The following is a 14,857-nucleotide window of genomic DNA, read 5'->3' on the forward strand; positions in this document are numbered from 1 at the left end:
AAATAAAACGTGAAATTACTCTTTACCTTTCTTCATGTCTTCCAACATGGATATCAAACCTTCGTAATGCGCCCTATCGTCACGGTTAGCCGATGCTAACTTACCTTTCAACAAAGTAACAATCCGTTTCAACATAGCCTGATTATACCCGAAACTATTATCAATAGCGTTGATTTTCACCTCTTCTTGGAAAGGCGAAACACCTTGCCCAAATCCCACGGGCAACCCTTCATTTGCCAAAATGTTCATATCGAATTCTTCTTCAATATTCGAGAAACGATCACGCAACATCTCCATCATCCCTTTAGGACACAACTCGTAAGCCTCGATTTCTGCCAAAGAAGGATTCAAACCCTGAATACCTTTACTATTTTTCAAGTACTTAGCAGCAACAGCAACCGAATTCTTGAAAATATTTTCCTGCATTATTCTATCTGCTGCAGTTAATTTTCTTCCCTGAATCGTAGAAGCAAAAACTCCGGCATACAAATCGTCATAGAAGTCTCCGATAGTATAAGGATTTTTCTCTTTTGACACATGAGAAGACAAAATTACGTGTCCGCTCTTAGCAACAATTGCTTTACTGATTGCGGCAACAATCTTTGCAGACGGATATACAGCCAATCCCGTTTGATTAATCAATTCGGGAAGATCAATCCAGTCGCTATTTCTCAATTCTTTAATCACCCATGCCAACGCTTCTTTTTGTTTTGCACGTGACACAGATACCACTGCTTCACCAGCCGTACCACCTTTCACTTGAGTCAAATACACACCACCAACCTGATACAGCACATTCAACAAATAACGCATATACTGCGACTGAATAGAGCTGTAAAGTTGCATTCTGTGAGTGTAATCCACATCATCTTCAATCCACTCGTTCAAATGGCTCAAGATATATTTCAAATTCTTGATCCCGTAAGTACTTGCTTTCAACGGATCATCTCCCAAATCTTCTTCCAATGCACTCGGGTCAATACGAAGCGTCAATTGCTGACGTCCGTAACGATAGTAAGGCTCTCCGGCTTTCTCGTCAATCCATTTTTGTGCCATCTCGGCTTCTTCCCACATATCCTTAGCTTCCGGAACAGGAGCATACAACCACTTAATCAAGTAATAATCATAAACACCAAGTTCGGGAGGAGTTAATTTCACCCCTTTATCTTCCGGCTGTGCCACATAATTGAAACGAGCGTAGTCCATGATAGAAGTCGTTGTCCCGTATTTTTGAGTGAAAGAAGCGGAACGCAACGAATCCACAGGAATAGAAGCAGAAGCAGACATATTGTGCATCAATCCCAAGGTATGTCCAATCTCGTGAGAAATAACATAAACGATAGACTCATCACGAACATCTTTCGGCATCTTAGCTGCACGAACGCGAGGATCAAGCTGTGCGGTTTGAACAAAACGCCAGTTATTAATCAACTCAACAATATTGTTATATACAATCACGGAAGCATTGATAATCTCTCCGGTTGTCGGGTCTACCCACGACGGTCCCATGGCATTTGCCTCTGCATTCGGGCAGTAACGGATACATGTGTATTTCAAGTTGTCCGGATCAAAATTAGGATCGTCTTTCGGGAAATCTTTTGCAACCATCACGTTCTTGAAACCGATTTTCTCAAAAGCCTTATTCCAGATCAAAACCCCCTCTTTGATCGGACCTCTCCACTCATCCGGGAAAGCATCATCCACATACCACACGATCGGTTTTACAGGCTCAACAAGCTCTCCGCGCTTCCAAGCTTCCACATCTTTGGGCTCCAAACGCCAACGGTTCGCTAAAATGTAAGTATCAAATCCGTCTTTTTCCTGAGACAATTTCCGGATAGGGAACTGCATCATATCACTTGCCGAATTCACCGTGATAAAAACTCCGACACGGGAATCTTGTACACGAGGACGCATTTTGGCTTCCGGCAACAACAGGAAAGTAATTACGGAACGTGTTGACACATGTCCCAAACTTACATTGGCAAACAACGTCTGGATACCAGCCTCCACAGGTTGAGCAACTTCCACCGAAGCATTATCTTCAAATGCTTTTACCCCTTCAAAAGAAAACTTACTTGAAATCGGAGAAGAAGTAATACCTCTAGCACGAATTTTCGGAGCCAAGCTCTTATTATCCTTTATAAAGGAAGTCACGTCAATCACCACAGCAGAACTATCCGCATTATACGAATGAATCGAGAACGTGTTTGCCGGTATATCTATGTAACTCTTTTCCATCGCTTTCTTTACCCAAGGTTTATCTTCTCCCGCTGTAGCCGCTAAATTGGGTTTATTGAAAACAATCGAAGAATCTTTCTTAACTACACGATAAAGAACAGGTGCATTGTATTTATACCCCACGTTAAGCAACAAAGGCTCCGAACAGGCAGACACAGTTCCACCCACCAATATCTCTCGATCCACATATTTCAAAGGATATTCCAAATAAATCTTCTGTCCCACTTTGTGAATCGTCAAAAAATCACCTTTCGCGGTAACGATTCCCGGGCTTTTCATCAAAGTTTGGTATTTATTTTTTTTCTTGGCAACAGGCAGTTTCACCTCCTCTGTCGTTTCTTTTTTCTTCTTCTTTTTCTTGAACAACTCCCCTGCATAACTATCTCCCACGGAAGGAATAAGCAAGGATAGCAATAACATTAATACAAAACAATTTTTCATTTTTTAAAATTTAAAATTAAACATTGTGATAATACAAAAAACAAACATTTATCATTAAAACAACATACTATATTCCAACTCGTTTATAGTTGAAGAGATTTTTCGTGAACACTTGTTTGAACAACGAGGGATTAGCGGGAGAAATAAACCACCCGGAGCGCAACACATTATCCATATCCACGAAAATATAACGCGGAAGAGAGTCTATCACGTAATCTTTCACGAAAGCACTTTTCGCCTTGTCACAAAACAAATTTATCATCCATTCCGTTTGCTTTTTCTCCGTCAATATTTTTCTCCATTTGTTCATATTTTCACTTGTTCCCACGGCAATATTCACGAACACGATACCGGCTTCACCCCATTTTTCATTCACTTTTCTCGCTTCGGCAAACGTATCCAACTCATCAGCACCATTCACGCTATCCAACGCCCACACGCAAATAAACACATATTTCTCCTGAAAGTCCGTCAAACGAAATATATTTCCTTTATCGTCCGGCAGCTCAATTTCAAGCGCATGCGCATTCTCTTGGACAGGAGCGTACATCTTTTCCCATTCATTCACCCGCTCCACGATTTCCCGATTTTTCATACAACATCTGAAAACTTCAAATACTGACTCCAGGTCTTTACTCATCCCATTCACTTGCAACTCCCGCTCCAACAATCCGAACGCGTAAATCTGACGCACTTTTTCACTCTTGATGCCATATAAACACTCCTTCATTCGCACATAACTTGTAGCGCTCTTATTCACCCGGAAATACCAATCCAACACCTCTTTCAATTCCTCCGGTGACAACAACTCCAATTCGGGTACATCCGGATCCGTACTCAATTGACAGGAACGCAATTTTTTCAAATCTGCCGGTCGCCTGCCTATAGCCTGCCAAAATCGAAAAATATTTTCCCGCTGATACGTATGCCACAACAACGTGGCACGCCCTCTCTCTTGAGCGTCGTCAATCTCACTCACAAGTTGGTTCGCCCGGGCGTCCATCGCTTGCAATGCCTGCGTATAGCCGTCTATCGAAAGCGAACCATCCACGTTCTCGTAAATCTTCTTTATTTCCGGGTAAGACGTTTGGGCATATAACTCCCCTTGTAGCAACACAAAACACGCTACGATACAGCATACTACACTTCTCATACTCATTATTTTAACATCTCCAACAATTTATTCCGCAAAACTTCCCGACGCAAAGATTTCCCCGCAACAGTTCCATCTTTATCCAATACCACGATAAAAGGAATTCTTTTAATATCCAATGCTCTACATATTCCTTGCTCCTGACTAAACCCATAACGGTTACGAACGCTTAACCACTCCAACTTCTCTGCTGCGCTGGCACGCGCCCAAGCCTTCGGCGAATTATCCAACGACACACTCACGAACTTCACGCCTTTCCCTTCCAATTCCTTATACAACGTCTTCAAATATTGCATCTCCTCCCGACAAGGCCCGCACCAAGACGCCCAAAAATCAATCACCCACACGCTCCCGCTCCAATCCTTCAACGTCAAGGAATCTCCTTCTATCGAATACACCTCTATTTCGGGAAACTTTCTCCCGTTAGCCGCACCTTCCACCTGATCCAATTTTCGTTTCAGCACCTTACCTATCTCCAATTGTTTCACTCTCTCCGACAACAAGTTGTACATCTTTATCCCCTTATCGTAATCATTCTTCATCTCCTCCAATGCGATACGGGCAGAAGCGATATTATCCGGATTCTCCTCGATAAAACTACAAGTTACTTTAAACCTCAATTGCTGAATCTTATCTTGAGCTGTAAACGAAAATACCTCTTCCTCTCCAACATTCTTTTCCGACATCTCACTTACCTTCTCTCCAATCTCCATTTCATATCTCTTGAAGCAGTCTTGGGCGGGGGATCCTTTCAGATTCTTCAAAAAAGCTCCTTCAAGAAATTCTGCAACCAACTCTTGACCGTCCAACAGCACCGTCATTCTCTTATCATTCACCTGCAATACATAACATCCCGGTTCCTCCAACTCTCCCTTCAAAGTGAATTCATAATTATCTAAATCCGCGGAAGCCAAAACACGTGATTCGGTATCATTCGTGCGAATAAACACCGTACCATACTTCATACCCGGCACACGCCCTTTCATAGTAAAACGATATCCCCCGGCTTCAGAGCATCCCCACACGCAATACAACCATATAGCTATTATCACTAATCTCATAATCAAACAAATTCTATTTTACTTTAACATATCAAACAGATTCGAAGGAGCCTTATCCCCAAATTGATAAGAAAACTCAGGCATCCCCGGGGCTATATACCAAGCATCTCTCAAGGAACCATCCTTGTTGACAAACACGTAACGAGGCACTCGGGATATACAATAATCCCGCACGAAAGAACACCTCTCCACGTCACAGAAAAGAAAGTCTACTTTTCCCGTCTTATCACCCACCTGTTTTCTCCAGTCACCCCGCGCATCCGCTTTCCCAAAACAAACACAGAGATACACGAACCGATCGGTATTATTATATTCATCGGGCAAAGCCACGAACTGGCTCATTGCCTCATTCTCATTCATTTCAGCCGGGAAGACACCTATAAATACATGCTTACCCTTGAAATCCGAGAGTTTCACGCTCTCCCCTTTTCGGTTTTCCAACACGAATTCAGGAGCAGCAGCCCCCGCCTGAAGTGGACGGTATTGCTCCACCAACGCTTCCACCTCTTTCACGGTTTCCGGAGTCTTGGAACACCAGCGCACATCCTCGCAAACCTCAGCCAATCCCTTCCCGTATCCCCTTTGCTCGAAAGCAATCCGCACAAAAGGCAATATGTAAGCATTACGCACTTTCTCGCTTTTCACGTTAAATAACACGTACGAATACTTGTTCACGTTCATTCGCTCCACATTATACACCTTGAAATAATCCTCGATCAACTCCACCAGCATCTCTTGCGGCAGCAACTCCATATCCGGGCTATCCAAATCAAATCCCGGGCACAAACGCTCCAACACCCCTTGCAAACTATCCCGTTTTGCGTTTTTCACTTTTCCCATGAAATGAATCACATTCGCGAAAACCTCCTTTATTTCTCTAATTCTCATGACACGGGCAGCATCTTTGGGAAGAGCATCCATTAATTCCTCTGTTCGAATATGCGCAACTCTCAAAGCATTTTCCAAACCGGCAATATCATGCGCATCACTCGCTTGTTGATAACTCTTTACCATTTCGGCATACCGCTCCTCTTCTTGCGCAAGAAGCGAGTGTGGCATCAACCAACAAGCAACCAATAATATACAACCAATAAAATATACTCTCATCTCGTACTATTCTTGTAACAACTCCATGATTTTCTCTTTCAAATGCCCCCTTCTCAAATTGCGGGCAACGATACGACCGTCTTTTACCAAAACGATATAAGGTATACTATTAAATTGCAAGTGCCCGCAAATCCCCACACCACTCTTAAAGCCGTATTTATTCCGCACGCTTTTCCAAGGAATCTGTTCCTCCGCGTTCCCCTTCTTCCAAGCCGCTACCTTATCATCCATGGAAATGCTAATCATATTCACTCCGAATTTATGCACCTCCGGGTACATCTCTTTCAGGTAAACCATTTCCTTCCGGCAAGGTCCGCACCAAGATGCCCAAAAGTCAAGTACCCATATCCCCGGGAAATGTTCTATCACTTCAACTTCCCCCTCTTCCGTTTCCACCTCGATCGGGGGAATTTCATTCCCCAAGGCAGAAGCGGCAAATACTTGAGTTTCGGCATACAATCGTTTCCCTAACACGGACTGCTGCATTCTCGGCGAGAGCAATGCGTACATTTCCATCCCTCGCTCGTAATCCCTATCCAACATTTCCAATGCCTGGTACACCGAGAAAACACGATCGGGATACTCCTTTATAAAATCTCGGACTACATTGTACTTCAATTTTTCCAGGTCGAAATACTCGAATGTCTTTTTATCCAAATTAACTTTATCTTCCGGATGTTTCTGCGCCTCCCAATACTCCCGTCCGATACGCTCCTGTTCCGGCTTGTATCTCTCATCCATCCATTTCTTGAACAACTGTTCCATCTCCATCACCTTCCCCTCCGTCAGCTTCACCCTATCGCTCGCGATGTCAAGAGCGACCTTCGTCCTCCCTGCCTCCAATAGCAAAGGATATTCCAAGTGATTTATTTTCAATATATACTCTCCCGGTTCTGGCAAATCTCCTTCCAACGAAATCTTACCGCCATCTATCTCGGAAGAAAAAAGAATATTCCGGGCGGAATCGGCACTTACTAGAAGTGCCGTTCCGTATTTACATCCTTCAATCTCACCCGTCAAATCTATCCGGCAAGTCTCCGGAGTAGTACATCCCGCCCAAAATATAAACCAAAAAATTATTCCAAATCTCATCATTGATTCGAACGTTTTCCAAGTGTTTTTTGCAATTCCGCTACAATCGATTTCATCACTTTGTATTTCTCCATGCACCGTTTAAATTTCCCATTCTTCTCTTCAAACGCTGCATCATCTCCCAACAACACTTCTTTCACGTAATCGGCAATATCCCGCATTTTTGTAGGACAATTGTATCCCGATACCTTACCATTCCTATCCAGGGTATAATTCTTTTCTCTATCATACGATAAAAAACCGAATTCCCGCCAATCCTCACTCCAAGCAGTAGTACTTCTATTACTATACAGCAATCTCTCACCATACAACGGTTGCCCCATCACCTTATTTACTTTCCCTGTGGAAAAAGAATAAAAAACTTTTATTTCATCTGACTCTACCTTCTGAAGATAAGTCGCATACTCTTCCGCCAATACCGTTGCTCTCAAGCTTTCCTCATCTATTGCCGCCTCTTTCTCGTACAAAGCGACACAAGTTGTTCTTCTAGCTTTAAATACATCCCGCAAATAAAGTCCCAAAATGTCCACATTAGTAGTATTAGCCCTATTTATCAAAGAATCCACTAACAAAAAACTACGAGGAAAAAAACCATTCAACAATCCCGGTATCACTTCATCACGTAAAAACTCCATTCCCTTCTTTATCCGTTCCCGATCCGTAAGTAGCGGATACGAGTATTCATAAAGACCGGTCACGTTATAATTAACCCCCAACACCTCGTAACGATACACCGGTTCTCCCTCGGGATTCACCCCACGCAGAACTTTGGCAATTGTATCGTTATAAAAAATAGTAACACCCGTTTCTTTATAAATCTCATAAGCCAAATGCCCCAATTCATCATCCGAATCTTCCAAGGCAAACCAATTCGTTTCTCCCGTGGGAGATAAATTCTTATCATCATCATTGCACGCCGCAAAGCATAATGCAACACCTAATAACAAAGAATATACTATCTTCATAACCTAATATTAATCTATTTTACCGCTTCTCTTTCATTACGTTCTTCATTGAATTCCAATCGACTATTCAAACGATGTTCGTCAGCCGGAATAGGGAACACCCAAGCCGGATCTTCTCCATAAGGAGCTAATTCATAAGTTTCTTGTCCTCCGGTTGTTCCCAATTCTTCATTTTCTCGCCAAGACCAAATATGAGTAATTTCTTTCTTTTGCGGATATTTGCTATTCACGGCATATCGACGTAAATCCAACCAGCGGAATCCTTCAAAATTAAATTCCAACCTACGCTCCGCACGAATAGCTGTCATCAAGTTCTCTCCTTGCAGCACAACCGGTTCCTGTTCCCATATTCTATACTGACGTAATTCCTGCCACAATTGGTTTGCCTCCTCCTCACGTCCCACGGCTGCTAACGCTTCTGCTTTATTCAGATAGGCTTCTGCCAAACGTAACGTGAAGCAATCGGAGACTCCACCATCACTCCATTTTTTTAACTTGGCAGGTAATGTATTTGATCCATTCATTATATCCATAACACTATAAAAACCAAACTGATAACGAGTATCACTTTCTTGTGACTGGTCCGGAACCAAGGTAGAGTTATTAAATGCTTCTTGCAAATTATCGGAAACACCATAATATGGCACATATGGCATATAAAACATGGTAGCCATGCTCCAATCTATTTCTTCTCCTCTCGTAGTCCCACTACCGAAAAAATTACGCAACCGATAACCGCCTTGAGAAAATATGACCTCCGGCGAATAACTCGTTATAAGACTTTGCGAATTATCATCAAGTAAAGTATAATCATCCAAATGATAAGAATTATTTTGCAATAACGAATCACACTCGTTAATCACACCCTCGTAATTCTCCATATGCAAATAAACCCGGCTTAAAAACAAACGGGCTGCCTCTTTCGATGCGCGATAAACAGATTTTCTCTCGTATCCAGCAAGCAATCGAACGGCATCTTTCAAATCGGCAACAATCTGCTCGTACACCTCTGCCACTCTGGCTCTGGAAAATCCGCCCTCTTCCTCGTAATCCTCCACAAAGGGACTCAACTTCAAAGGTACTCCCGGGTCTTTCTCTGCCGTCTTCATGTCATAAGCCTTCGAATAGATATTGACTAACCACCAGTAATACGTGGCACGCAAAAAATATGCCTCGCCTTTAATCCGATTATAATCAGGCTCATTCTTGAACCCTTCCGCCTCATACAGTATGATATTCAATGCATTGATATGCCTATACAATTCACTCCATGCCTGATTATCCCTAGCACCGAGGTCATCATCTGTTAAACCACCTTTCCAAGGATCCCTTTGCCAAGCATAAATTGCAGAACATGAGGAATAATCCGACAGCGCTCCCGCTCCTGCAAATTCCACATCATCATCCAAAAGATGTATCCAAGCAGGTACCGAGCTATTCCATTTAACTCTCTCTTGATAAGATGCTACCACATACCCTTCTCCTATCAACACCTGGTCCAAATCATCGATCGAATTCACATAGGTCAAATTCTGTGCATCCTCCTCCAGAAAGTCGCTACAAGACCATCCGAATACCAGAAATACAACTAAATATAAAATCTTCTTCATAATCATCAACTAAAATGAAACATTCAAATTAAACGAAAACGTCGGACGCAATGACATATTCAACTGAGGAGCACTTCCCGACTGTGTGGCAGGATCCTGTCCTTTCAATTTCTTGTCACAAATCATAAACAGATTCGTACAAGCAAAGCCGACATAAGCCGATTTCATAAATAATTTCCGACAAAACGCATCCGTAAACTGGTAACGCAAAGAAAGCGATTGCATCTTCAGGAAATTTCCGCTTGCCACCCGAATATTCGAGTTGTCATACATTTCCCAGATATTCTCCGCGAACTTGTAATCATTATTATCACACCACGGATTTTTTGTCGATGTGGTAAAGGCCACCCCGGATATCACCCCGGGAATATTCGTGAACCTCTCGTCACCGGGCTGACGCCAACGATTCGTGAATTCTTTTCGAACATTCTCGGTTGGAACAGGAGCTATAGTTCCGCTTACATCATTCATGTTAGGATACATTTGCAACAAACGCACCTTCGCCCCCAAGCTATACGCCAAGTTAAATGATAACGTGCCCCCTTTGTAAGAGAAGGTATTACTGATTCCACCTTGAATAGTCGGTACGCGAGTTCCGGAATGTTCCATCACTTCCATAAACACTTCCTCCGGATCCATATTACGATACTTTTCACGTAAATCCACCGCACCTTTCGTTTCTCCATTAACGTCAAACAAGGGCATACCATTAGCATCCACATAACGACCTTCACCTCCTATCATCGATCCGGTATTATAGAACATCGGACGCCCATCCTGACCACTCAGACCAGCAAAACGATAAGAATAAAACGTATTCACCGGACGCCCCACGATAAGCACGCTTCCATTCAAATATTTATCGTAAGTCGGCGTATTCTGTAAGGTATTGTCTTTTACTTTCTTTTTGTTAATCAATTGATTCAACACCGATCCGAGCTGAGGATCTATCGACCAATGAAATCCCCGAACGTTTCCGGATGAACGGAAATCAAGCGGCACAATTTTCAAGGAAATTTCCGTACCCTTGTTCTCCACGGTTCCTTTATTCATCGTGTATGACGAACGTCCGTTGACGGTTGAAATCGTCTTCGACAGGAAGGCATCTTTGGTCTTTTTATAGAAATAAGACACCGTACCGTTCAATTTCTTGTTGAAGAGCGAAAATGTCAACGACACGTTGGTTGAAGAGGTTTTTTCCCACTTCAAATCGGGATTCGGATAGGTCACGATTGTTGAATAAAGTTCACCCGCAGCATTGGTCTCTCCCCCTTTCGAAACTACCAGTCTTGAACTCTCCGAGTCCAACATATTTCCTTGATAACCATAAGAAGCCAAAAGAGAAAGCTCATTAATCCAATTCGCTCCTTCCAAAATATGTTCTTTAGCATTCCATCGACCGGAGAATGACCAGATCGGGGCAAGCTTTTCGTTAGCCCTGCTACCGAATTGGTTGGATTGGTCGAAACGAATATTGGCATTCAACACATACCACATTTTATACGCATAAGACACACTTCCGTATCCGGACAACAAATTCGTTTTCGACACCCTACGAGTGGAAGGATTATTATTCATCCATCTTACAAAAGCGGAATATTTTTCTATATTATCAATTTGAGCGACAACACCTCCTCGATCACGCATATATCCTCGCTGAATATGTTTGAATTGATCCGATTCGGACGAAGAAACTTCAAATCCCGCCATTGCACTCAAATTGTGGTCCTCTTTAAAAGTTTGAGTATACCCTAACTGCAAACGCAACATATAGTTGTGTTTTTGATCGCTTTGCTTCGAAATTTCACCACCCATCGGGCAATAATTAGTCTGCGCCAGCAGTTCCTTATCGGTTATACCCTCTGTTTCCTGACGCAACACTCCTATATAATAGGAATTTTCACCATACCAAGTTTCTTGATTAGAATTCGAGAAACCATAAGCCAACGTTGCAGTCAACTTCAAAGGATCGATAATCTGATACCCTACAGTCGTGTTAAAATTAAACGAATATTGATTGATATCGTACGAACTGTTTTCCACCTCGTTCAAAATATTATAATAAGAACCAGCATAGTTACCTTTTTTATAAAACCAATAAGAACCGTCCGGATTCGTGGCTGGTACCGCACGGCTCGTGTGGTAAGCATAATTCATCACGTTCACCGCGGTAGGCGTATATTCCCTTTCCAATACGCTAGCGTCCATGCCTGCCTGAACTGAGAACCGATTAAAATGAGCCGCTAAACTCATGTTAGCCGTATAGGTTTTATTCCCCTCCCGTTTCGTGGTTCCTTTAGCATCGTTGTAACCGATAGAAGCATAATAGGTCATGTTTTCACCACCACCGGATATACCGATCGTGTGCTTGTGTGAGAAAGAATTCTGTCCCAATAAACCGAACCAATCCGTGTTCAATTGTTCCAGATAACCGATCTGCCTGTTCATCTCGTCGAAATCGATGCGATTCTGATAATAATCCCTCATCACACCTTCATACCCAACCCAACTATTGAAAGAAGGATACTTCACCATAGCCGCATCCAACTCCCGGCTATAAGCAATTCGCTCTTTGGAATTCATCATATACACGGTCCGGTCACCATAATGCGGACGTCTTGCAAAAGTTCCCGACAAAGAATAAGATACCGACGGGGGACCTTGCCGACCTTTTTTCGTTGTGATCACAATCACTCCATTGGCAGCACGAGCCCCGTAAATAGCAGTAGCCGAAGCATCCTTCAACACGTCGATCTGTTCGATACTCTCCGGGTCCAACCCTGAAATCGCGTTACCCAATAAATTCACGAAATCCAAATCGTTCAAATCTTTAGGATCCACGTTCACAGGATCTGTACGGATGATACCGTCAACCACCCACAACGGTTCCTGATTTCCCAACAGCGTGGAAGTTCCCCGGATTCTTAACCGCGGTGCGGCACCTAACTGTCCGGAATTCTGCAGGAACATCATACCCGGCACGTGTCCTTCCAACATCATATCAATCGTGTTCAACCCGGGAACCCGAATATCGTCTGCCTTAATAGAAGTAATAGCACTCGTCAATTTACGCTTGTCCACCTGCTCGTACCCAGTGTTCACCACGACAACCTCATCCAACTGGTTCACTGACTCTTTCAATACCACGTTGATCGAATCCTTACCCGTGTACCTCACGGTCTGCGTTTCCATTCCCAAGAAAGAAAACATCAATTCGATAACATCCGCTTTCGGCACGGGCAGAGTATATCTCCCCTCCATGTCCGTTGCTGTTCCACGGCTTGAGCCCTTCAACACAACCGTCACTCCGGGAAGCGGAACTTTTTTCTCATCCGTGACCTTTCCCTTGATGATAATCATCTTCTTTTCCTCCTCCTTGGGTTCCTCCTTCACCTTGATGACAACAATATTATTGTCATAAGAATACATCAAGCCGTAACGAGGTAACAAATCGTTCAGAAAAATCAAGAACTCCTTGTTCTTCACGTCCAAATTCTTTACGACTTTCCCTTCCATTAAATTCAAGTCATAAAGAAAATCGCAAGCAACTTGCTTACTCACTTCTTGTAACACATCATTCAAAGAAGCCTCTTCTACATGTAAAGAGATCTTTGCCTCTTGTGACAAGATTTCTGCATGAACCGTCATACAAAAACCTAACATCAACACACTCAGTAATTTCATACTCATTAACATCTTACGATACAGAATCAATCGCACTAGATTGACTTTCATTCGATTTTTTCCCATACTTTTGTTTGTTAGTAAATAAAAAATATACTTTTCGACTGTCCAAAATCAGGAAAGTATATGAATTACAGGTTGGGAACTCACATTTCCAACCTATTTTTTTTCTTTTATCGTTATCACTTTATCTTTTACTATGAATTCAACATTTCCAGTTTCCTCGAACTTGTCCAATAAATAGAGGAAATCATCATATCGTTTCAACCGCCCGGAAAATTTATTCTTCTTCAAATTTTCACCCATGTAAAACACCTCCAAGCCATACCACTTGGCTAAAACCGCCATAATCGATTCCAAATTCTCCCCGTTAAAGCAGTAAAAACCGTCTTTCCATGAAGTGTAGTAAAACGTCGTTACCTGCTTCTTTACAGCGTTCCCCCTCAACTTGCTAAACACGACCTGATCCCCCGCCCTCAAATCGTACCCCTCACTACCTTCGCAATCCACTTGCAAACGTCCTTCCTCCAAGGTTGCGATCACCTCGTCTTGTTCCGGGTAAGCCTTGATATTAAAAGCAGTACCCAACACCGTCGCATCCATATTTAAAGCATGAACGATAAATCGCTTGGTCGAATCCTTCGCCACCTCGAAATAACCTTCCCCTTTCAAAAACACTTCCCGGGTTTCCCCCGAAAACATCTCCGGAAAACGGAGCTCCGAATCAGCATTCAGATAAACTTTTGTCCCGTCAGGCAAAACCACTCGGTACTCTGCCCCCACAGGAACCGAAATGGTGTTAAACCCAATCTTCTCCCTAACCCCCTCGTTCGTGCAAATCAATGTATTGTTATCATTTTCGATACGCACACAACTGTCTTTCACGAGCACTTCTCCTACCTGCCCCCCGCGTAACGGGAGCACTTCCCCGTTATCCAATTTCAGCTTCACCAATGTACAGCATTTAGAAACCTCGGATCCCGCTAATTCGCTTCTATTCACTACAGGCTCCTCGAACAAAAACGCCAAACCACACAAGAGAAACAACACGGCAGCCGCCACCCCGCCATACCATAACAAACGACGACGCCTCGTCTTTTTCAGCTTACGCTTGATCATTTCCATCCCCGCCTCAGCATCCCACTCCAATTCCTCCCGCAATGCTTTCCCTCCCCGCATGCTTTCCAACACGCGGACAAGCTCTACACCCTTCTTTTGCCCAAACCACGTTTCAAGCTCCAAAGAATCATTTTCAGACAATTCCTCGCCTTCAAAATAGTCAATTAATATATCTTCAATCTCTCTCATGAACCGTCTTTTTTATTATAATCTAAAAAAAAAGGCCAAAGGGTGACAGCCGACACCACATTTTTTCAAAAAAAATAATCTTACCTTAGAAATATCAATCTGACATCATCGTTTACTCTTCAACATCCCTTGCATTTTTTCTGCCAACTTTACGGCATTCAAGGCATTCAGCACTCCACCTGAGCCACATAACTC

9 protein-coding genes are annotated in these 14,857 nt (G+C 42.9%); all 9 read right to left on the minus strand.

The window, feature by feature from the left end:
- Positions 1 to 15: 15 nt before the first annotated feature.
- The gene (locus BN8899_RS03880; protein WP_065218388.1) at positions 16 to 2,682 is read right to left on the minus strand and encodes a zinc-dependent metalloprotease; all 2,667 of its coding nucleotides are present in this window, start codon (positions 2,680 to 2,682) and stop codon (positions 16 to 18) included.
- Positions 2,683 to 2,749: 67 nt separating this feature from the next.
- Complete coding sequence (locus BN8899_RS03885) at positions 2,750 to 3,835, minus strand: peroxiredoxin family protein (protein WP_187376761.1); 1,086 nt, start codon at positions 3,833 to 3,835, stop codon at positions 2,750 to 2,752.
- 5 nt (positions 3,836 to 3,840) lie between these two features.
- Entirely contained in the window at positions 3,841 to 4,896 is a 1,056-nt protein-coding gene (locus BN8899_RS03890) for a TlpA disulfide reductase family protein (RefSeq protein WP_065218390.1), read from the minus strand.
- Between the two features lie 18 nt (positions 4,897 to 4,914).
- Positions 4,915 to 6,003, minus strand: a complete 1,089-nt coding sequence (locus BN8899_RS03895) for a thioredoxin domain-containing protein (protein WP_065218391.1) — start codon at positions 6,001 to 6,003, stop codon at positions 4,915 to 4,917.
- Between the two features lie 6 nt (positions 6,004 to 6,009).
- Positions 6,010 to 7,098, minus strand: a complete 1,089-nt coding sequence (locus BN8899_RS03900; RefSeq protein ID WP_065218392.1) for a TlpA disulfide reductase family protein — start codon at positions 7,096 to 7,098, stop codon at positions 6,010 to 6,012.
- Complete coding sequence (locus tag BN8899_RS03905; protein ID WP_065218393.1) at positions 7,095 to 8,060, minus strand: hypothetical protein; 966 nt, start codon at positions 8,058 to 8,060, stop codon at positions 7,095 to 7,097. The genes BN8899_RS03900 and BN8899_RS03905 overlap by 4 nt, the downstream gene beginning before the upstream one ends.
- A gap of 14 nt (positions 8,061 to 8,074) precedes the next feature.
- Positions 8,075 to 9,670, minus strand: coding sequence for a RagB/SusD family nutrient uptake outer membrane protein (locus BN8899_RS03910; protein ID WP_187376763.1), 1,596 nt, complete (start codon positions 9,668 to 9,670; stop codon positions 8,075 to 8,077).
- Between the two features lie 9 nt (positions 9,671 to 9,679).
- Positions 9,680 to 13,420, minus strand: coding sequence for a SusC/RagA family TonB-linked outer membrane protein (locus BN8899_RS03915; protein WP_065218395.1), 3,741 nt, complete (start codon positions 13,418 to 13,420; stop codon positions 9,680 to 9,682).
- Between the two features lie 93 nt (positions 13,421 to 13,513).
- Positions 13,514 to 14,662 (minus strand): FecR family protein, encoded by a 1,149-nt coding sequence (locus BN8899_RS03920; RefSeq protein WP_065218396.1) that lies wholly within the window; start codon positions 14,660 to 14,662, stop codon positions 13,514 to 13,516.
- Positions 14,663 to 14,857 lie beyond the last annotated feature (195 nt).

The organism is Butyricimonas sp. Marseille-P2440 (genome assembly GCF_900091675.1).
Taxonomy (GTDB): domain Bacteria; phylum Bacteroidota; class Bacteroidia; order Bacteroidales; family Marinifilaceae; genus Butyricimonas; species Butyricimonas synergistica.

Bases quoted from the DNA above. Each gene is read 5' to 3' on its own strand.
- BN8899_RS03905 (WP_065218393.1), bottom strand. From the start codon at position 8,060: ATGAAGATAGTATATTCTTTGTTATTAGGTGTTGCATTATGCTTTGCG.
- BN8899_RS03895 (WP_065218391.1), bottom strand. From the start codon at position 6,003: ATGAGAGTATATTTTATTGGTTGTATATTATTGGTTGCTTGTTGGTTG.
- BN8899_RS03900 (WP_065218392.1), bottom strand. From the start codon at position 7,098: ATGATGAGATTTGGAATAATTTTTTGGTTTATATTTTGGGCGGGATGT.
- BN8899_RS03910 (WP_187376763.1), bottom strand. From the start codon at position 9,670: ATGAAGAAGATTTTATATTTAGTTGTATTTCTGGTATTCGGATGGTCT.
- BN8899_RS03880 (WP_065218388.1), bottom strand. From the start codon at position 2,682: ATGAAAAATTGTTTTGTATTAATGTTATTGCTATCCTTGCTTATTCCT.
- BN8899_RS03920 (WP_065218396.1), bottom strand. From the start codon at position 14,662: ATGAGAGAGATTGAAGATATATTAATTGACTATTTTGAAGGCGAGGAA.
- BN8899_RS03890 (WP_065218390.1), bottom strand. From the start codon at position 4,896: ATGAGATTAGTGATAATAGCTATATGGTTGTATTGCGTGTGGGGATGC.
- BN8899_RS03915 (WP_065218395.1), bottom strand. From the start codon at position 13,420: ATGGGAAAAAATCGAATGAAAGTCAATCTAGTGCGATTGATTCTGTAT.
- BN8899_RS03885 (WP_187376761.1), bottom strand. From the start codon at position 3,835: ATGAGAAGTGTAGTATGCTGTATCGTAGCGTGTTTTGTGTTGCTACAA.